The sequence below is a fragment of the Paraburkholderia aspalathi genome, from assembly GCF_900116445.1.
Taxonomy (GTDB): Bacteria; Pseudomonadota; Gammaproteobacteria; order Burkholderiales; family Burkholderiaceae; genus Paraburkholderia; species Paraburkholderia aspalathi.
Genome location: NZ_FPBH01000001.1, coordinates 172785 through 192315 on the forward strand (window position 1 = coordinate 172785; position 19531 = coordinate 192315).

Below are 19531 nucleotides of genomic sequence, written 5' to 3' on the forward strand. Positions count from 1 at the left end.
AGGTTCTGTAACCCGCTATTTCTCGAGAAACTCGAAGAAAGGTGAGCGTAAAAATGATGAAGCAATTCCAGTCGAACTCTTATCTGTTCGGCGGCAATGCTCCGTACGTAGAAGAAATGTACGAAGCGTATCTCGATAATCCGGCGTCAGTGCCCGAGAACTGGCGCAGCTATTTCGACGCGTTGCAGAACGTCCCTGCATCGGATGGCAGCAATGCCAACGACGTGGCCCATGGCCCGATCGTCGAATCGTTTGCGCAACGGGCCAAGGCTAATGCCTTCATCCCGCGCACGGCGGCCGGCGGCGAAGATCTCGCTACCTCCCGCAAGCAAGTCTATGTGCAGTCCCTCATCGGCGCATATCGCTTCCTCGGCTCGCAATGGGCCAATCTCGATCCCCTGAAGCGCCGCGAACGTCCCGCTATCCCCGAACTCGAACCCGCGTTCTACGACTTCACCGAAGCCGACATGGACCAGGAGTTCAGCGCCACGAATCTGTATTTCGGATTCGAGCGTGCTTCGCTGCGCGAGATCGTCAAGGCCCTGCGTGACACGTACTGCGGCACGATCGGCGCCGAGTACATGTATATCAGCGATCCGGAACAGAAGCGCTGGTGGAAAGAGAAGCTCGAGTCGATCCGTTCGACCCCGAACTTCTCCAATGAAAAGAAGAAGCACATCCTGAATCGCCTGACGGCCGCTGAAGGTCTCGAGCGCTTCCTGCACACCAAGTACGTCGGCCAGAAACGCTTCTCGCTCGAAGGCGGCGAAAGCTTCATCGCCTCGATGGACGAAGTCGTGCGTCATGGCGGCGCCAACGGCGTACAGGAAATCGTCATCGGCATGGCCCACCGTGGCCGTCTGAACGTGCTGGTCAATACGCTCGGCAAGATGCCGGCTGACCTGTTTGCCGAATTCGAAGGCAAGCACGTCGACGACCTGCCGGCCGGCGACGTGAAGTACCACAAGGGTTTCTCGTCGGACGTTTCGACCGAAGGCGGCCCGGTTCACCTGTCGCTCGCGTTTAACCCGTCGCACCTCGAAATCGTCAACCCGGTGGTAGAAGGTTCGGCGAAGGCCCGTATGGATCGCCGCGGCGACGACAGCGGCCTGCAAGTGCTGCCGGTGCAGATCCACGGCGACGCGGCCTTCGCAGGTCAGGGCGTCGTGATGGAAACGCTGAACCTCGCGCAAACGCGCGGTTACGGCACGCACGGCACGCTGCACATCGTCATCAACAACCAGATCGGTTTCACGACGTCGGACCCGCGCGACTCGCGCTCCACGTTGTATTGCTCGGACGTCGTCAAGATGATCGAGGCGCCGGTGCTGCACGTGAACGGTGACGATCCTGAAGCGGTGGTGCTGGCTACGCAGCTGGCTATCGACTTCCGGATGCAGTTCCACAAGGACGTGGTTGTCGACATCGTCTGCTTCCGCAAGCTGGGTCACAACGAGCAGGACACGCCGGCTGTCACGCAGCCGCTGATGTACAAGACGATTGCGAAGCACCCGGGCACGCGCGCACTGTACGCTGAAAAGCTGGTGCAACAAGGCGTGATCACGGCGGCAGAGGGCGACGAATTCGTCAAGGCCTACCGCAAGGCGATGGACGAAGGCCACCACACGGTCGACCCGGTGCTCTCGAACTACAAGAGCAAGTACGCGGTGGATTGGGTTCCGTTCCTGAACCGCAAGTGGACCGACGCAGCCGACACGGCAGTGCCGCTGGCTGAGTTGAAGCGCCTTGCTGAGCGCGTGACCACGATCCCGGAAAACTTCAAGGTTCACCCGCTGGTCGAGCGCGTCATCAACGACCGTCGCGCGATGGGCCGTGGTGAAGCGAAGCTTGACTGGGGCATGGGCGAACACCTGGCATTCGCATCGCTGGTCGCATCGGGCTACGCAGTGCGCCTGACGGGTCAGGACTCGGGTCGTGGCACGTTCACGCACCGCCACGCGGTGCTGCACGATCAGAACCGCGAACGCTGGAACGACGGCACCTACGTGCCGCTGCAGAACATCGCCGAAGGTCAGGCGAAGTTCACGGTGATCGACTCGGTGCTGTCGGAAGAAGCGGTGCTGGGCTTCGAATACGGTTACTCGACCGCTGAACCGAATACGTTCGTCGCGTGGGAAGCCCAGTTCGGCGACTTCGTGAACGGCGCGCAAGTCGTGATCGACCAGTTCATCTCGTCGGGCGAAGTGAAGTGGGGCCGCGTGTCGGGTCTCACGATGCTGCTGCCGCACGGCTACGAAGGTCAAGGTCCGGAGCACTCGTCGGCACGTATCGAGCGTTTCCTGCAACTGTGCGCAGACCACAACATGCAGGTCGTTCAGCCGACCACGCCGGCGCAGATTTTCCACCTGTTGCGTCGTCAGATGATCCGCCTGTTCCGCAAGCCGCTGATCGTCGCTACGCCGAAGTCGCTGCTGCGTCACAAGGAAGCCGTGTCGGATCTGTCCGAACTGGCGAAGGGCGCGTTCCAGCCGATCCTCGGTGAAATCGACGATGCGATCGAGCCGAAGAAGGTCAAGCGCGTGGTGGCCTGCTCGGGTCGCGTGTACTACGACCTGCTGGCACATCGCCGTGAATCGAAGTCGAACGACGTCGCGATCATCCGTATCGAACAGCTCTATCCGTTCGCGCATAAGCAGTTCGAAGCGGAAATGAAGAAGTACGACAACGCGACCGAAGTGGTCTGGGTGCAGGACGAGCCGCAGAATCAGGGCCCGTGGTTCTACATCGAGCACCACCTGAAGGAAGGCATGAAGGAAGGTCAGAAGCTGGCATACAGCGGACGTCCGGCTTCGGCTTCGCCGGCAGTCGGCTACTACGCGAAGCACTACGAGCAGCAGAAGGCGCTGATCGAAGGCGCTTTCGGCCGCCTCAAGAGCGCGTCGATCGCTAAATAAGGAAAACAGACGAACCGGGAAAGCGCGCTGCGCTTTCCCGTGCCGCGTTCAGTCACCACATGGTGGTTTGTTCCCGGCAAGTATGGTTCGCAGGCGGTCGTCGAGTACATAGATCGCGCGCCGTCACCCGATACGTATTCAGGATATTCATAATGGCTATTGTTGAAGTCAAGGTTCCCCAGCTCTCCGAGTCGGTCTCGGAAGCCACGATGCTGCAGTGGAAGAAGAAGCCCGGCGAGGCTGTTGCTCAAGACGAAATTCTTATCGAAATCGAGACCGACAAGGTCGTCCTCGAAGTGCCGGCGCCCTCCGCCGGCGTGCTCGCACAAGTGATCTCGAACGACGGCGACATCGTCGTTGCGGATCAGGTGATCGCCAAGATCGATACCGAAGGCACGGCAGGCGCCGCTGCTGTCGAAGCCGAAGTGAAGCCGGCTCCGGTCGCCGCACCGGCACCGGCTGCTGCACCGGCCGCTCAGGCTGCATCCGCAACGGGTGCGAACACCGCTGCTTCGCCGGCTGCCGGCAAGCTGATGGCCGAGAAGGGTCTGGGCGCGGGCGACGTCGCCGGCACGGGCCGCGACGGCCGCATCACCAAGGGTGACGTGCTGACCGCGGGTCAAGCCGCACCGGCACCGGCTGCAAAGGCTGCACCGGCACCGGCTGCCGCACCGAAGGCTGCGAAGCCGTCGCTGCCGGACGTCAAGGCGCCGGCATCGGCCGACCAATGGCTGAAGGGCCGCCCGGAACAACGCGTGCCGATGTCGCGTCTGCGTGCGCGTATTGCCGAGCGTCTGCTCGAGTCGCAGCAAACCAACGCCATCCTCACCACGTTCAACGAAGTGAACATGGCGCCGGTGATGGACCTGCGCAACAAGTACAAAGACAAGTTCGAAAAGGAACATGGCGTGAAGCTGGGCTTCATGTCGTTCTTCGTGAAGGCGGCTGTTCACGCGCTGAAGAAATTCCCGCTCGTGAACGCGTCGATCGACGGTAACGACATCGTCTATCACGGCTACTTCGACATCGGTATCGCGGTCGGTTCGCCGCGTGGCCTGGTGGTGCCGATCCTGCGCAACGCAGATCAGCTGAGCCTCGCTGAAATCGAGAAGAAGATTGCTGAATTCGGCCAGAAGGCCAAGGACGGCAAGCTGTCGATCGAAGAAATGACGGGCGGTACGTTCTCGATCTCGAACGGTGGTGTGTTCGGTTCGATGCTGTCGACCCCGATTATTAACCCGCCGCAATCCGCCATTCTGGGCGTGCACGCGACGAAGGAACGCGCTGTGGTCGAGAACGGCCAGATCGTGATCCGTCCGATGAACTATCTGGCGCTGTCGTACGACCACCGGATCATCGACGGTCGCGAAGCAGTGCTGTCGCTGGTCGCAATGAAGGATGCGCTGGAAGACCCGGCGCGCCTGTTGCTCGACCTGTAAGCACTGGCCTCGGCTGGCGCCGGCTTGTCATCACGCAAGTCGACGCCATATAAGCAGCACGTCTCTAGCATTCCGCAGTACTGGATCGACGCGCGCCACGAAGCGTGGCCGCGCGTCGCTCCGTCATCAAAAGGATTGTCATGTCCAAAGAATTTGACGTCGTCGTGATCGGCGCCGGCCCCGGCGGTTATATCGCCGCTATCCGCGCAGCGCAGCTCGGCAAGACGGTCGCATGTATCGAAAAATGGAAGAACCCGGCCGGCGCGCTGAAGCTCGGCGGCACGTGCCTGAACGTGGGCTGCATTCCGTCGAAGGCGCTGCTCGCGTCGTCGGAAGAATTTGAAAACGCATCGCATCACCTCGCCGACCACGGCATTAGCGTGGAAAACGTGCAGGTCGATATCGCGAAGATGCTGGCCCGCAAGGAAGGCATCGTCGAGAAGATGACCAAGGGCATCGAATTCCTGTTCCGCAAGAACAAGATCACGTGGCTCAAGGGCCATGGCAAGTTCACCGGCAAGACGGACGCCGGCGTGCAGATCGAAGTCAGCGGCGAAGGCGAAACCGAAGTCGTGACGGCGAAGAACGTCATCATCGCAACGGGTTCGAAGGCGCGTCACCTGCCGAACGTTCCGGTCGACAACAAGATCGTCGCCGACAACGAAGGCGCGCTGACGTTCGACTCAGTGCCGAAGAAGCTCGCCGTGATCGGCGCTGGCGTGATCGGTCTGGAACTCGGTTCCGTGTGGCGCCGTCTTGGCGCGGACGTGACCGTGCTCGAAGCGCTGCCGGAATTCCTCGGCGCGGCTGACCAGGCGCTCGCCAAGGAAGCCGCCAAGCAATTCAAGAAGCAAGGTCTGGACATTCACGTCGGCGTGAAGGTCGGTGAAATCAAGACTACCGACAAGAGCGTGACGATCAATTACACGGACAAGGACGGCAACGCGCAAACGCTCGAAGCTGACCGCCTGATCGTGTCGATCGGCCGCGTGCCGAACACCGACAACCTCGGTCTCGAAGCCATTGGTTTGAAGGCGAACGAGCGCGGCTTCATCGACGTCGACGACCACTGCGCAACGGCTGTGCCGAACGTGTACGCGATCGGCGACGTGGTGCGTGGTCCGATGCTCGCGCACAAGGCTGAAGACGAAGGCGTGCTGGTTGCTGAAATCATCGATGGTCAGAAGCCGCATATCGACTACAACTGCATTCCGTGGGTGATCTACACCGAACCGGAAATCGCGTGGGTCGGCAAGACCGAGCAGCAACTGAAGGCCGAAGGCCGCGAAGTCAAGACGGGCCAGTTCCCGTTCATGGCGAACGGCCGCGCGCTGGGCATCAACAAGGCGGATGGTTTCGTCAAGATGATCGCCGACGCGAAGACCGACGAGCTGCTGGGTGTGCACATCATCTCGGCAAACGCATCGGACCTGATCGCGGAAGCCGTGGTGGCGATGGAATTCAAGGCGGCGTCGGAAGATATCGGCCGCATTTGCCATCCGCACCCGTCGCTGTCGGAAGTCATGCGCGAAGCGGCCTTGGCCGTGGACAAGCGCGCGCTGAATATGTAATCACGCGCACGCCTGACTGAACGCAACTCTGGCATCACCACGAAGGCGGGCGGGTTCACTCCCTCCCGCCTTTCTTTTTGCAGCAACACAATGAACGTCACCGAATACTACGAAAAAGAACTGCAGACGCGGGGTTATCAATCGGACCCGGCGCAACGCGCGGCGGTCGACCGTCTGCAGCGGTGTTATGACGAGTGGGTCGAGTACAAATCACGCCGCTCGAACGCGTTCAAAAAACTGATCATCCACCCGGATCTGCCTCGCGGCGTGTACATGTGGGGCGGGGTAGGGCGGGGCAAGAGCTTCCTGATGGACAGCTTCTACATGATCGTGCCGGTGCAGCGCAAAACGCGCCTGCATTTCCACGAGTTCATGCGCGAGGTGCATCGCGAACTGGAAGAACTGAAAGGCACGGCCGATCCGCTCGACGAACTCGCGCGCCGTATCGCCAAGCGCTACCGGCTGATCTGTTTCGACGAATTCCACGTCTCGGATATCGCCGACGCGATGATCCTCTACCGTCTGCTCGACAAGCTGTTCGAGAACGGCGTGCAATTCGTGATGACGTCCAACTACGACCCGGACACGCTCTATCCGGACGGCCTGCATCGCGACCGCATGCTGCCGGCAATCGAACTGATCAAGTCGAAGCTCGACGTGATCAATGTCGACGCGGGGATCGACTACCGCAAGCGCACGCTGGCTCAGGTCGAGGTGTATCACGCGCCGCTCGGCGCAGCCTCGGATAAAGCGTTGCGTGACGCGTTTTCACGCCTTGCCGCGGTTCCTGATGAGAGTCCAATTCTGCGCATTGAAAAGCGCGAGCTGAAGGCGCTTCGGCGCGCTGACGGCGTCGTGTGGTTCGATTTTGCGACGCTCTGCGGCGGTCCACGCTCGCAGAACGATTACCTTGAACTGGCGAGCCGTTTTCATGCTGTGATCCTGTCCGGCGTGCCGCAGATGTCGGTGCGTATGGCTTCGGAGGCGCGTCGCTTCACCTGGCTGATCGACGTGTTCTATGACCACAAGGTCAAACTGCTGATGTCGGCTGCGGTGCCGCCCGATCAGCTGTATCTCGACGGTCCGATGGCCAACGAATTCGCGCGCACGGTCTCGCGCATCGTCGAAATGCAATCGAAAGAATATCTCGACGCGCCGCGCCGGATCGTCGATACGTCGCTGACTTAAGCCGCCGCGTGATGCGGGCGCGAATGCTTTTGCGATAGATCACGGTCCGCTCGCCGAAGTGGCGGAGTCCGAAGTCGTATTTTCAAGATTCGGATTGGTCTTATGTTCCGCCCGCGGACGACTGGATATCTTCTTTGTCATGGTTCTGACAAAGGAGAAGCCATGAATCCGTACCGTGATATCAATGATGAAGAATGGCAACGTGTTGCACCGTTGCTGCCTGAACTGCGTCCGCGTTCCGAACTGCGTGGCCGGCCGCTCGCCAACACGCGCTCCGTGCTCAACGGCGTGCTGTGGGTGATGTATAGCGGCGCGACCTGGTCCGCTATGCCGCGCAAATATCCGTCGTATCAAACCTGCCATCGCCGCTTCAAGGCATGGTATGAGTCCGGCGTACTCAAGCGCGTCATGGACCAGTTGTTCGGCGCAGCGAGCGAGGAACTCTGCAAGCTGATGGAAGCGCGCATGCGCACACATGTGAGCGCGGAACAGAAAAGCGTTGACGCAGAAAAGGTGCCCGCAGCAGCGCCTCCGGCGTACAGTCCGGCAGCGGTCAAGCCGTTACCGTCTTCGCCGTTCGCGTATACGTCGCCCTTCAAGCACGCTGCATGACAACTTCAACCAGCCAGACTCAAACAAAAAAACGGCCGCACGATGGCGATCGTCGGCCATTTCTTCTGGTTCCATCCTGGCAGCAGATGCGGCCCTGATGGAACACTATCTTCGCGCGTCAGGCATCGGCGCCTGAACGGCAAGCTCCTTACTGCTGGCGAATCCAGGTCTGCGAGCGGCCCAGCAGCGAAACGCCGATGTAGCCACGCACCACCAGCTTGTTCCCACCGTCTTCCAGGTGCATCTTGCACTTGTAGACCTTGCCGTTTTCCGGGTCGAGAATTTGCCCGTGATCCCAGCCGTCACCGTCCTTTTTCATATCGTTGATGATCGTCATGCCGAGGATCAACTGGTCCTTGCGCGCGTCCGTGCATTCAGTGCAGCGGCGATCCGGTTGATCGTTCGCGCTGAGTCCCTTGACCACCTTGCCGCTCAGCGAGCCGCTGCCGTCCTGTGCAATTTGCACGAGTGCCTTGGGCTGGCCGGTGTGATCGTCGATGGTTTGCCACATGCCGACCGGGGAATCGGCCTGCGCCATTGCCGTGACGGCGCTAACGAGCAGCACGCCGGCGAGGGCGGCATGTTTGGCTGTGCGAAGCGCGATTGCGCGCGCGCGTTGAGTGAATTGCATCATTGTCTTCCTCCTTGATTAAAGACGGCGCGATCATGGTCGCGCGGCGTTATTGGCGTCTCGGGCGGTCTTCAGTTGCCGGCTGCCGTGATGCCTGGTATTGCCTCTCAGATTCAAATCGGCCACATCGGTGTCCGCCGTGTGCGGCCTGGGTGTCGCGGGCCGCATACCGTCAGCGCAGAATACGTGAAAGTGCGCGTGTCGTTTGATAGTGGAACCTCTAATCAGGACGCGGCACTTTCGAACATCAGTTCAGCTGATACGAGAATGTTGCGTTGATGCGTGGGCTGCGCGACGCGCTCTCCACCGGCGCATCGCCGATCGGTTTGGCCACCGACAAATCCAGGCTGTAATACTTCGCGTCCGAGATCCGGAAGCCGAACGCAATCGATGAAAGCTTCGACGGCGAGGGCGTGCCTGCATGCAGATACACGCGCGCCATGTCAAACGAGACGTACGGTGTGAAGGTGCGCAGATAGGTGAAACCCGGCGTGAACGGCCGGTTGACTTCGAACATTGCGCCCCAGCCCGAATCGCCCGACGCTTCGCCCGGTTCATAACCCTGCGCAAAACGTTGCGCACCGAACGAGATCTGTTCCGACGTGGGCAGCGAGACGCCGCTGTACTGACCGGTCAACGAAACCGCGGTGCCGATCTTCAGTGGCCACTCGTTAGTTTGCGAAAAGCTTGCACCGGTCCGCACGAAGTTGATCGACGCCGGATTCGTGACCGGCGAGCCGGGAACGTTCGAGTCGCCGGATTTCGACGCACCAAGGATATCGAAAGCCTTCGCCACATTGATACTCGCGCGGCGCACCTGGCCGGTTTCCACGCTGGTGTAGTCGGCCTGCAATTGCAGCACCCGCACCTGTGAGCGAAAGCCGATTTGCGCGCCGGTGTCGTGATTGTTGTAGCGATCTTCGTCGTGCGATGCATAGACCGAGGCCGTGCCGATCACGCTCTGCTTGTTGCTCAACAGGATCGGATACGCCAGCGAGCCGCCGACCTTATCGTTGATGACCGTGCGCTCGATAAAGGAGGGCAGGCCGGGATTGTCGGTGGGGTTGCCGCGATAGTGCGACGCGTCGATCTTCCCGGTCAGCCCATTGCTGCCGATCGGCACTGTGGCGTGCGCGGCGAGATAGGTGACGTTGTCGCGGCCCTTCGGCAGCAACGCAGACACGCTCAGCTGTTCGCCGAGCGCGGTCAGGCCGTTTTCGGTGGCCGTCAGCAGGCCTTGCACGCCGGGGTGATTGAAGTCGATACCTGTGCTGAGGTCGAACGGTTTGCGGTCCACGTTCAACTCGAGCGTGGTGGCGCCATCGGTATTTTGCGGAGGCGCCACGTTGGCCGCGACTTTCACGCCGGGCAACAGACCTAGCACGTTGATGTAACGCTCAAAGGTGGCGCGCCGCAACGGCCGGTCGGCAACGATGTGGTCGGCGATCGCGCGAATCTTGTCTTCGACTGCGCCTGGCTTGCCCGTCACCTTGACTGCGGACACGTAGCCTTCGACCACCGTCACGCGCACCACGCCGTCGTCGAACGTCTGCGCGGGAATGAACGCGAACGAGAGCGCATAGCCGCGGTCCTGATACAGCTTCGTCACGCCGTTGGCGACCTGAATCAGATCGCCGATGGTGGTGTCTTTGCCGACGAGCGGCGTGAAGCGTTGCGCGACTTCGTCGAACGGAATGGACTTGACGCCCTCGACCTGAATCTTCGAAGGCGTCAGATGGCGGGCGAGCAGTTCCTGAAGCTGGGGCGCTTGCGGCGTGACCTGCATGGTCACGTTCGGGCCCTTGTCGGGCGCCTTGATCTGCGGCAGCGAATCGAGAGGATTGCCGCCGACGGTCGGGCCGGCTGGGCGTGACTGCGCGTGTGCTGCTACTTGCATCCCGCTTGCCGCGATCGCCGCGAGCAGGAGGGTCCATTTACTACTACTACCGTACCCGAGTTTCATCGGATTTTCCTCGTATGCCGTTCTTGTCTTGCGGACGCGCCGCCTGGCCGGGCTGGTCGCGATCGCTTATGTGTGGCTCGACGCATACTGCCATGCTTGCATGTATTACGTCACGTGCTCCGTGGGGCTTGAGCATTGGCTGCACAAAGCGCGGAGCACGTGATGACGCGGACTGCTTATGCGCTTTGCATAACGGGGCGTCCAACGGAACGCCTTGTATGCGCGGCATCAACGAGCGACTTATGCGGACTACTTATGGCTCACCGGCACCAGGCCGCCGAGCAGTGTCGTCAAGCCGCCCGTTGCACTGCCCGAGCCGCTCGTCGAACCTGCCGCCGAGCTGAGTGTTCCGGTCAATTGGCCGACGAGGGCGGTCACCGGCGCGAGCGGATTGCTGCCGTTGCTACCCGAGGCGCTGCTGGTGACACCGGAGAGCGCGCCAGTCAGCGTCGACAACGGATTCGATCCACTACCTGAGCCACCCAGCACCGACGTCAGCGAACTCAGCGGCGAGCCGCCCGAAGTCAGCGAGCTCAAGGGCGTGCCATTCAATGCCGAGGTCAGGCCGGCCAGCGGCGTGCCGCCGAGCAGCGTCGACACCGAGCCGAGCGGGTTGTTGCCGAGCCCGAGACTCGCGAGCGTGTTTTGCAGCGGGCCGAACGGGCTGCCGTTGGCAGGCGGCCCATTGACGACCGCCACATTGGTGCTGCCGACGAGGCTCGTAATCAAGCCGGGAATCGGATTCGCGCCATTCGGGCCGTTCGGATTGACGAGGCCGCCGGCGTTCGTCACCGTGTTGCCGAGCGAGCCGACCAGGTTGCCGAGGTCTGCGCCGAGCGGGTTGTTGGTTGCCGCGCCGACTTGCGTGCTGGTCGATTTCAACGTGCCGCCGATTTGCGCGAGCAGGCCGCCTACCGGCGCGCCGAGGCCGGTCTGCGTGCCGACCGTCTGCGTCACGAGTCCGACGGTCTGCACGATCGGTGTGATCGCGGTGCTGATCGGCTGGGTGACCTGCTGCACCGGCACGGAGGCCAGCGAATTGCCGAGCGTCACGCCACCGGCGTTCAGTGCGCCAGCGGTGGTGGAGAGAACCGTTGCCAGCGGCGTGGTGAGCGGCGACAGCGGCGCGAGATTGCCGGTGCCGAGGCCGCCGACCGCGGTGCTCAGACCTTGCACGACGCCGCTTGTCGAACTGACCACCGAGCCGAGTCCGGCGACCGTGGTGCCGACCGGATTGGAGGTCGTGCCGATTTGTCCGACGCCGCCGCTCACTGCGTCAGCGAGTGAATTCAGTGTGCTGCTCGTGCTCGACACCGCGTTCCCGAGACCTTGCGTGACCTGCGGGCTGAGGCCCGGGATGGTCTGCGAGGCGATCGTGTTGCCGAGGTCTTTGGTCGTCTGCGCGGCGGCGGTGGCGACGCCGGTGGTGCCCGACGACGTGCTGGTGGTCGGGCCGCCGCTGGTCGAACCCCCGCCGCTAGTGCCGCCGCCGGAGGATGCGCTCGGCGGCGCAGTGACGCCATTGCCGCCACACGCGGCGAGCAAGCCTGCGACTGCAACGGCGATCAGCGGTGCGCGCAACGACGACACTGTCGCGCACGCCGCATGGAGAGTAAAAAAACGTTGGCTGGACATAGGTGCTCCTCAGTGTCTTCTAGGTGTCGTATGCGTGGTTTGCGTGCGCCTGTGCAACGGGTGTCTGAGCGGCGCGGCTCAATTCATCCAGGTTCCGGCAGAGCCGGGGCACGGCTGTCGGGCCGCACTCCGGGTGCCGGTCACTGCGCTTCTTTCGATAGCATTACTTACTTCTTCGTCAGGCCACCAAGCAGGCCACCGACGAGCGACGTCACCGGAGCGAGCGGGTTGCTGCCCGATCCCTTGCCGCTGGTGCTCGACAGCGAGAGGCCAGGGCTCGATGTGGTGGTCGTCGTGGTGGAAGGCGTAGCGGCCGCCGTTGTCGTGACGCCGCCGAGCGCGCCGGTGACGCTCGCCAGCAGGCCGGTAACCGGAGCGAGCGGGCTGCTGCTGCCGCCGGTCGCGCTGCTCAGACCGTTCGTTACGCTCGAGAGCAGACCCGTGACGGGTGCCAACGGGCTGCTGCCGCTAGATGCGCCGCCCAGACCGCCCGTTACGCTGCTGAGCGCACCGGTGAGCGGAGCGAGCGGGCCACTGCTGGTGCCACCGGTCAAGCCGCCGAGCACGCTGGTGAGCGGAGCAAGCGGGCCACTGCTGGTGCCACCGGTCAAGCCGCCGAGCACGCTGGTGAGCGGAGCAAGCGGGCCGCTGCTGGTGCCGCCGGTCAAGCCGCCGAGCACGCTGGTGAGCGGAGCGAGCGGGCCGCTGCTGGTGCCTCCCGTCAGGCCGCCGAGTACGCTGGTGAGCGGAGCGAGCGGGTTACCGCCCGTGCTGCCGGTGAGCAGGCCACCCACCGATGCGACCGTGGTGCCCGTGTCCGTCACCGTGTGACCCAGAGCAGCCGTGATCGGATTGCCGCCTGTCGCGCTGATCAACGTGCCGGCCTTACCGAGGCCGCCGCCGAGCGTGCCGAGCAGGCCGTTCAGCGGTGCGCCGAGGCCGGTCGTGTTGCCGATCGTCTGCGTGGTCGCCGCGACCATCGACGTGATCGGCGTGATCGCGGTGCTGAGCGTTTGCGTGATTTGCTGGACCGGACCCGTCGAGAGCGCGGTGGTGAGCGTGCTGCCGCCGTTGGTGACTGCGTTGCCAAGCGTATTGACGACGCCGCCGAGCGGCGTGGTGATGGCTGCCAGCGGCGCGAGCGGACCGCTGCCGAGGCTCGTCACGAGGCTGCCTGCTTCCGTCACTGCGCCGCCGACATGACCGACCACGCCACCGAGGCTCGAGACCGTCGTGCCGACCGCGTCGCCGCCGGTGCCGAGCTGGCCGAGCCCTTGCGATACGCCGGTGCCGAGCGTGGAGACCGCCGAGCCGACTTGTTGGACGATGCCGCCGGCGGCCTGGGTGGTTTGCGCGCTGACGCCGGGCAGGCTTTGCGAACCGATCACGCTACCGATGCTCGAGACCGTCTGGCCGAGATCGTTGACCACGCCGCCGCCGTTGCCGACGACCGTGCCGAGCGCGTTCGCCACCGGCGTCGTGCCGGTTCCCGTTCCTGTTCCGGTGCCCGTACCAGAGCCGCTTCCCGAGCCGTTGCTGCTGGTGTTGGTACCCGAACCGCCTGAGCCCATCGAACCGCTGCCGCTGCCCGTGGTGGTGGAAAGTGCGCCGCCGGAGGAGCCGCTACCGCTGCCGCCGGTGCCGGCACTTAGGGTTCCGGAGCCTCCGCAAGCGCCGAGAGAAAGCATTGCTGCCACGCTGGTGGCAATCAGGGTTGTTCGAAGTGTGGTGTTGGCCGTTTGAATGTTCATGTCGCCCTCGCATCGCATGTGTTTTTGGGTGTTGCTGCGTGCCTTCCTCTGCATGAGCCGTGCCATTTCGACTGAATAATGCAGAAGATTTTTTTGCAATGGGGCTTAAAGCCATATGTGATATGGCTTTGCGATGAATTGATGGAGTGTCTGCTAACCCAGATATAGCGCGAGAAAATGAATTCGCTAAACGTTTGCGATGGCTGCGTAACGTAACGAGGCGCGCGCGCCGTTACGAAACACGGCGTAACGCAGGCGCAGCGGGAGGTCCCCGGACGCTTGAAACGTTCTGTTCAAACAAATAATTAGTGCAGCGAATCTAACTCATGGTTATTCCTATGTGCTGCAACGCACGAACAGCCGTTAACCTGAGTACGACGCTAAAACGCATATGGTGTCGCGCTAAGGGCAGCGGACAATTGCTTAAATATGATTGTTCGGCTATAAAACCCGAAAGCATCACGGATTGACGAGGGAGGTGCGTAATCGAACAGACAGCTCATAGACATCTGTTTTATTGAAGCCGGCTGCAAGGCGGTGCTTCCGCAGCGCAACACGCAGGACCAGGAATGAGAGACCAATGGTCCGCAGCGCTGAAGACTCCGCCATCCGAAGCAGCACGTAAACAAACGAAATAAATGAAAGTCCGAGGGTAAAAATGAAAAAGTTCACACAACGCTTCCTGAGAGATAACAAGGGCGTGACGGCCATCGAGTATGGTTTGATCGCGGGGTTAGTTGTACTCGTCATTGCGACCGCCGTTACTTCGCTCGGTACTCACATTTCGACAGTGCTGCAGGACGTCGCGAACCTGATCGTGGCTCCTGCAGCATCGTAGAGGGCAGCCTGTAAACGTCCCGCGAAGCGGCAGGCATTTTCACGTCTGTTTGTTTCGCAGGCGTTTTTTAGCGCATCGCCAAATTGGCTAATGCGAATTGCATTGCAATTCGCATGGCGTTGCTTCGCCTGTCGAGTGCGAAATGAATGTCTCTGTCGGTATTTTGTTATTTATCGCCTGGGCTGCGGTGGTCGCTATCAGCGATTGCCGCAGTCGGCGTATTTCCAATTCAGTTGTCGTTGCCGGTCTGGCGGCGGCATTCGCCTGCGCGTTTCTTCAGTGCGGGCCTTTCGGTATTTTATTGACCCAGGCAGCTATTGGAGCACTGGTCGGCTTCGCCGCGTTGTTGCCGTTTTTCGCGCTCGGCGTCATGGGTGCTGCGGACGTCAAGGTATTTGCGGTACTCGGCGCGTGGTGCGGAATGCATGCGCTGCTCGGCCTCTGGATGGCGGCTAGTCTTGCCGCGGGCGTGCATGCACTCTGGCTGTTGATTGCGACTCGTACACGGCTTGCCAGTTTGGTCCGTCATCACGGGCCGACTTTCGAGCTCGCCGGCAAGGCCTCGACGCCATACGCCGCCTGTCTCACGGTATCTGCCGGTGCGTGGCTCGTGTTGCAAGGACTCGGCGGGGGGCTGCGGTGAAGCTAGTAGCGACCCAGCGCGCGGCTCGGCCGCTCAAGCGCATCCACGTGCATCGCGCGTCTGCGCAGCGCGGCTCCACGGCTGTCGAGTTTGCGCTGCTGTTCCCGCTGTTCTTCACGATCCTGTACTCGATCATCACGTTCAGTCTGATCTTCGTGGCGCAGCAGAACCTGACACTCGCTGCGGAAGAAGGTGCACGCGCTGCGCTGAACTGGCAGAGCAACACGTCGATGCAAAACGCACTCGTTAATCGCGGCAACGCCGCCTGCGCGGCGGCGAAATTGATGGTGGCGACGCTGGTGCAGGCCATGCAATGCACGTCATCTTCCGCGGCGTGCGGCCCGAGTAACGCGATGCAGTGTGTGAACGTCTTGCTGACATACAACTACCGCGACAATCCGCTGGTGCCGAACTTGCCGCTGCTGACCTATACATTGCCTGGCACATTGTCGAGCAGCGCCACAGTACAACTCAATCCGGAGAATATTCAGTGACGCACCCGCCGGCTCCCAGCCTTTATGTCCGTCTACGCGGCTCCGAACGCTCGCACGGCAGGACATCGTTTAACCGAAGCAGTGAGTCGTCATGCCGAATCTGACCAAAATTCTAGCCGGCGTACTGATCGCTGTCGCAGTGCTGCTGGGCCTGTTCGCGTGGACGCTGTCGCGTCGCCCGGCGCCGGTGGCTGTGACCCCTGCGACGCAAGCAAGCTTCCCGGTGGTGGTGGCTACCCACGCGTTGCCGGCAGGTAAGCCAATCACAGTCGACCAACTGCGTGTGCAGTCGCTGCCGATCAATCCGAATGGCGCCTTCACCGATCCGGCGCAACTGGCTGGCCGCGTGCCGAACGCGGAGATCGGTGCGGACTCGCCGGTGCTCGAAGCCCAGTTGTCGTCAGGACTCGCCGAGCGTATCGAGCCGGGCGAGCGTGCGTTGGCCGTGCGGGTCGACGAGGGTAATGCGGTTGGTAACCGGCTGCGGCCAGGTAACTTCGTCGACGTGTTTTTCACGCTCAAGCGCGATGGGACAATCGGCAACGGGGGCGAGATTGATCGGACCCAGGCGCGTCTCCTGATGTCGAAAGTGCGCGTGCTCGCATTCGGAAACGCAACCACCAGCGGCGACAGTGCAGGCGACCCGAACGGCATGGTGCGCACTGCGGTGCTGGCAGTGCCGGTCGCTGATGTGGATCGCCTGACGCTCGCCGAAAGCTCTGGCCGTCTGATCTTCGCGCTACGTAATCCAAAGGATGCCGAAGTAGTTGATCAAAATGCGTTGCCAGCCTATCCTGGCGTGTTGAAGACAGTTGCTGTCGCCGGCGCGGCCGCGCCGCTGCAGGATTCGACCCGCGCCGCGGCTGGCGTCTCGCTTGATGCCTTATCGGGAAGCACCAATTCAGCAGGCGCCGGTGCACGGCCGCCGTTGCCGCATATACCGCAGCCGCCTACGCGCGTCGCGGGTAACACAAACAGTACAAAGAGCGGTATCGAAGTGATACGGGGTGGGCGCGCCGAGACGGTCGCCTGGTAAGCAGTTTCAGGGAGCGGGCGGCCGGACGCGTCCAAAACTACATGACAGAACGGATTTTTGTTTTCGGGAAAGCGGTGTGGCTCGGGTTGGCGTTGCTCACCGTATCGGCTGCGACTGACGCGGCGGGTCCGGTGCAGCGTGGGCAATCCACACCAGTGCCCCAGGCGGCTCAGGCTACGCCCTCGCAAACCATCGACCTGAAGGTCGGCGCGCAGCAGCCGCTCGCGACCGGCCACACGCTCAAGCGTGTCGCGATCGGCGACCCCGCAGTGGCCGATGTGCTGATCATCAAGGGCGACAAGCGCGGCAGCGTGCTCCTTGTTGGCAAGGCGGCGGGCACGACCAACCTGATGCTGTGGGCAAGCGACCGCGAGGCGCCACTGATGTATACGGTCAACGTCATCACGCCGGCAGCGGCTTCACTGCTCGGACCCGATACACCGGCCGTCAAGGTGCTCGGTGGCACGGCGGTGGTCTCCGGCTCGTCGGCGACGATGGAGGCGCATCAGCGCGCCGTGGTCGCGGCGGAAGGCTCGCTTGGCAAGGACGGTGCGGTGTTCGACACGTCGACGGTGGCGAGCCGCGCGGTGGTGCAGGTCGATGTGCGGGTGGTTGAGTTCAGCCGCTCGGTGCTCAAGGAAGTGGGCTTCAACTTCTTCAAGCAGAACAACGGTTTTTCGTTCGGCTCGTTTGCGCCATCGGCGTTGACCTCGGTTTCTGCGACCGCGGGGCAGCAGCCGCAAACGACGGCTACGACGCCGATTTCGTCGGCGTTCAACCTGATTTTTAACTCCGCCACGCACGGGCTGTTCGCGAACCTGAGCCTGCTGGAGAGCAACAATCTTGCGCGCGTGCTGGCCGAACCGACACTCGTGGCGCTATCCGGGCAGAGCGCCAGTTTCCTCGCCGGTGGCGAGGTGCCGATTCCCGTGCCGCAGGCGCTCGGTTCGACCTCGATCGAGTTCAAGCCGTACGGCGTCGGACTCACGCTAACGCCGACCGTGTTGAGCCCGCAACGCATCGCGTTGAAGGTGGCGCCCGAAGCGAGCCAGCTGGATTTTGCCAATGCCGTGACGATCAGCGGCGTGTCGGTGCCCGCGTTCACCACGCGGCGTGCGGACACCACGGTCGAACTCGGCGACGGCGAGAGTTTCGTGATCGGCGGCCTGATCGACCGCGAGACCGCATCGAATGTCTCGAAGGTGCCTTTGCTCGGCGATCTGCCGATCATCGGTACCTTCTTCAAGCAGCTGAATTACCAGCAGAACGAGAAGGAGCTGGTGATCATCGTGACGCCGCATCTGGTGTCGCCGCTGGCGAAGGGGGCGACCTTGCCGTCGACGCCGGGCGAGCAGTCCGAGCAGCGTAACGGGCCGGTGTGGCGTTCGCTGATGGGCGGTGTGGCGGCGCGCGATGCAGCGCCGGGATTTTCGAAGTGAAGCCGGCGGGCGCCCAGACGGCGCGCCGGATCGGTGGAGCAGTGAGCCAGCATGCGCGCGAACCGCGCGGGCGCGCTGGCAGGCAGTACGACGCGGGGGCTTCGCAGCCCATGCCGCATAAGGATGTCCAACATGAACGCGAGAACGCATTCATTGACTGAACGGGCGGTCACCGATTATTTCGTGTTTGCGTCGCTGGCCGACGAACACGTGCATTGGCTCGCCGATACATTGGTGGGTGCAGGTGTGGTCGAAGCGGCGACACTCGATCCCTCGATGCTGATGCAGCGCATTGCCGCGCTGAATCCGTCACTGGTGTTTGTCGACTTTTCCGGTGGCCGCGCCGCGGCGGCGAGTGCCGCGGCGAGCACGGTACGCACGGCTTATCCCGGCATGCAGATCGTCGCGCTCGGTTCGCTCGCTGAACCCGAAAGCGCGTTGGCTGCGCTGCGTGCCGGCGTGCGCGATTTCATCGACCTGTCCGCGCCCGCCGAAGACGCGTTGCGCATTACGCGCCAGGTTCTGGACAACCTCGTCGAACCGGTCAGCCGTCATGGCAACGTCATTGCGCTGCTAGGTGCGCGTGTCGGAATGGGTGTGAGCACGCTGGCCGCCAATCTCTCGGTGATGCTGCAACGGCGCGATGTCGCGCAAGGTCGGCAAACTGCGTTGCTCGATCTCGGCCTGCCGGCCGGCGACGGTTCCTTGCTCCTGAATACGCGCAGCGAATTCAATTTCGTCGAAGCCGTACGCAACCTGCGCCGCTTTGATCAGACCTTCGTGCACACCGCACTGTCGCACCACTCCAGCGGTCTCGCGCTCACCACGCTGCCGCCGAATCTCGCTGACATGCGCGAGGTGTCGTATTCCTCGTCGATCGGTTTGTTGAACCGGCTGCGCGCGTTTTTCGATCAGCAGATCGTCGATCTCGGTGGCTTTACCAACAGTGAGTTCATCTCTCACGTCGTGCAGGCCGCCGACGAAACCTGGCTGCTGTGCGATCAGGGTGTCGCCTCGATCGTTTCGGCGGTCAGCGTGCTCGACGCGTTGCGCGAAGAGGGCGTGGATACGGCGAACGTGCAGCTGATCGTCAACAAATTCGACGCCGACCTCGGTCTCGCCGCCGCGCAGATCGCGCAGCGTCTGGATATTCCGTTGCTCGCCACCTTGCCTGAGCGGCGCATCTCGCTCGGCCAGGCGGTCAACCAGGGACACCTGCTGGCCGATGTCGCGGCGCGCGATCCGTATGTGCGCGCACTCGAACCTTTGATCGAACGGCTCGGCGGCGCTGCGCGCGGGGCCGCGCAAGCACGCAGCAAATCGGCGCTCGGCGTGCTCAAGCGCTTCATTCCAACCACTTACAAGCGGTCATAGAC

At 62.4% G+C, this 19531-nt stretch carries 16 protein-coding genes; 11 read left to right on the forward strand and 5 right to left on the reverse strand.

Features of this window, described 5'->3' with window-relative positions:
• The first annotated feature begins 53 nt into the window (after positions 1-53).
• The 5 genes from BM438_RS00770 (at position 54) to BM438_RS00790 (ending at position 7725) form a co-directional block, all read left to right on the forward strand.
• Positions 54-2915: a 2-oxoglutarate dehydrogenase E1 component gene (locus BM438_RS00770; RefSeq protein WP_054034650.1), complete on the forward strand. Its 2862-nt coding sequence runs from the start codon at positions 54-56 to the stop codon at positions 2913-2915.
• A 152-nt stretch (positions 2916-3067) separates the two neighbouring features.
• The gene (gene odhB / locus BM438_RS00775) at positions 3068-4354 is read left to right on the forward strand and encodes a 2-oxoglutarate dehydrogenase complex dihydrolipoyllysine-residue succinyltransferase (protein ID WP_093632468.1); all 1287 of its coding nucleotides are present in this window, start codon (positions 3068-3070) and stop codon (positions 4352-4354) included.
• 140 nt (positions 4355-4494) lie between these two features.
• On the forward strand, positions 4495-5925 hold the full coding sequence (lpdA, locus tag BM438_RS00780; RefSeq protein ID WP_093632469.1) for a dihydrolipoyl dehydrogenase: 1431 nt from the start codon (positions 4495-4497) through the stop codon (positions 5923-5925).
• Positions 5926-6015: 90 nt separating this feature from the next.
• Positions 6016-7113: a cell division protein ZapE gene (gene zapE / locus BM438_RS00785; RefSeq protein ID WP_093632470.1), complete on the forward strand. Its 1098-nt coding sequence runs from the start codon at positions 6016-6018 to the stop codon at positions 7111-7113.
• Between the two features lie 162 nt (positions 7114-7275).
• Positions 7276-7725: a transposase gene (locus BM438_RS00790; protein WP_167378274.1), complete on the forward strand. Its 450-nt coding sequence runs from the start codon at positions 7276-7278 to the stop codon at positions 7723-7725.
• 148 nt (positions 7726-7873) lie between these two features.
• Here BM438_RS00790 and BM438_RS00795 read toward each other — a convergent pair whose 3' ends face one another.
• The 5 genes from BM438_RS00795 to BM438_RS44570 all read right to left on the reverse strand — a co-directional run bounded on the left by BM438_RS00795 (position 7874) and on the right by BM438_RS44570 (position 14377).
• Positions 7874-8359, reverse strand: a complete 486-nt coding sequence (locus tag BM438_RS00795; protein ID WP_093632472.1) for a DUF2147 domain-containing protein — start codon at positions 8357-8359, stop codon at positions 7874-7876.
• A 244-nt stretch (positions 8360-8603) separates the two neighbouring features.
• On the reverse strand, positions 8604-10319 hold the full coding sequence (locus BM438_RS00800; RefSeq protein ID WP_093632473.1) for a ShlB/FhaC/HecB family hemolysin secretion/activation protein: 1716 nt from the start codon (positions 10317-10319) through the stop codon (positions 8604-8606).
• Positions 10320-10568: 249 nt separating this feature from the next.
• On the reverse strand, positions 10569-11954 hold the full coding sequence (locus BM438_RS00805) for a collagen-like triple helix repeat-containing protein (RefSeq protein ID WP_093632474.1): 1386 nt from the start codon (positions 11952-11954) through the stop codon (positions 10569-10571).
• Positions 11955-12121: 167 nt separating this feature from the next.
• A complete protein-coding gene (locus BM438_RS00810; protein WP_093632757.1) occupies positions 12122-13705 on the reverse strand; it encodes a collagen-like triple helix repeat-containing protein in 1584 nt (527 codons plus the stop codon).
• A gap of 459 nt (positions 13706-14164) precedes the next feature.
• Positions 14165-14377 carry a hypothetical protein gene (locus BM438_RS44570; protein WP_143131626.1) on the reverse strand — a complete coding sequence of 71 codons (213 nt, stop codon included), beginning with the start codon at positions 14375-14377 and terminating at the stop codon, positions 14165-14167.
• On the opposite strand from BM438_RS44570, the gene BM438_RS00815 reads away from it, so the two are divergent.
• The 6 genes from BM438_RS00815 to BM438_RS00840 all read left to right on the forward strand — a co-directional run bounded on the left by BM438_RS00815 (position 14364) and on the right by BM438_RS00840 (position 19529).
• The gene (locus tag BM438_RS00815) at positions 14364-14543 is read left to right on the forward strand and encodes a Flp family type IVb pilin (RefSeq protein ID WP_093632475.1); all 180 of its coding nucleotides are present in this window, start codon (positions 14364-14366) and stop codon (positions 14541-14543) included. The two genes, BM438_RS44570 and BM438_RS00815, sit on opposite strands and share 14 nt — an antisense overlap.
• A 142-nt stretch (positions 14544-14685) precedes the next feature.
• Positions 14686-15186 carry an A24 family peptidase gene (locus BM438_RS00820; RefSeq protein ID WP_093632476.1) on the forward strand — a complete coding sequence of 167 codons (501 nt, stop codon included), beginning with the start codon at positions 14686-14688 and terminating at the stop codon, positions 15184-15186.
• Positions 15183-15680, forward strand: coding sequence for a TadE/TadG family type IV pilus assembly protein (locus tag BM438_RS00825; RefSeq protein ID WP_093632477.1), 498 nt, complete (start codon positions 15183-15185; stop codon positions 15678-15680). Before BM438_RS00820 ends, BM438_RS00825 begins: the two co-directional genes overlap by 4 nt.
• 91 nt (positions 15681-15771) lie before the next feature.
• Positions 15772-16716 (forward strand): Flp pilus assembly protein CpaB, encoded by a 945-nt coding sequence (cpaB, locus tag BM438_RS00830; RefSeq protein ID WP_093632478.1) that lies wholly within the window; start codon positions 15772-15774, stop codon positions 16714-16716.
• Positions 16717-16757: 41 nt separating this feature from the next.
• Positions 16758-18155, forward strand: a complete 1398-nt coding sequence (locus BM438_RS00835; protein ID WP_093632479.1) for a type II and III secretion system protein family protein — start codon at positions 16758-16760, stop codon at positions 18153-18155.
• A 132-nt stretch (positions 18156-18287) separates the two neighbouring features.
• The gene (locus BM438_RS00840) at positions 18288-19529 is read left to right on the forward strand and encodes a fimbrial protein (protein WP_093632480.1); all 1242 of its coding nucleotides are present in this window, start codon (positions 18288-18290) and stop codon (positions 19527-19529) included.
• Positions 19530-19531 lie beyond the last annotated feature (2 nt).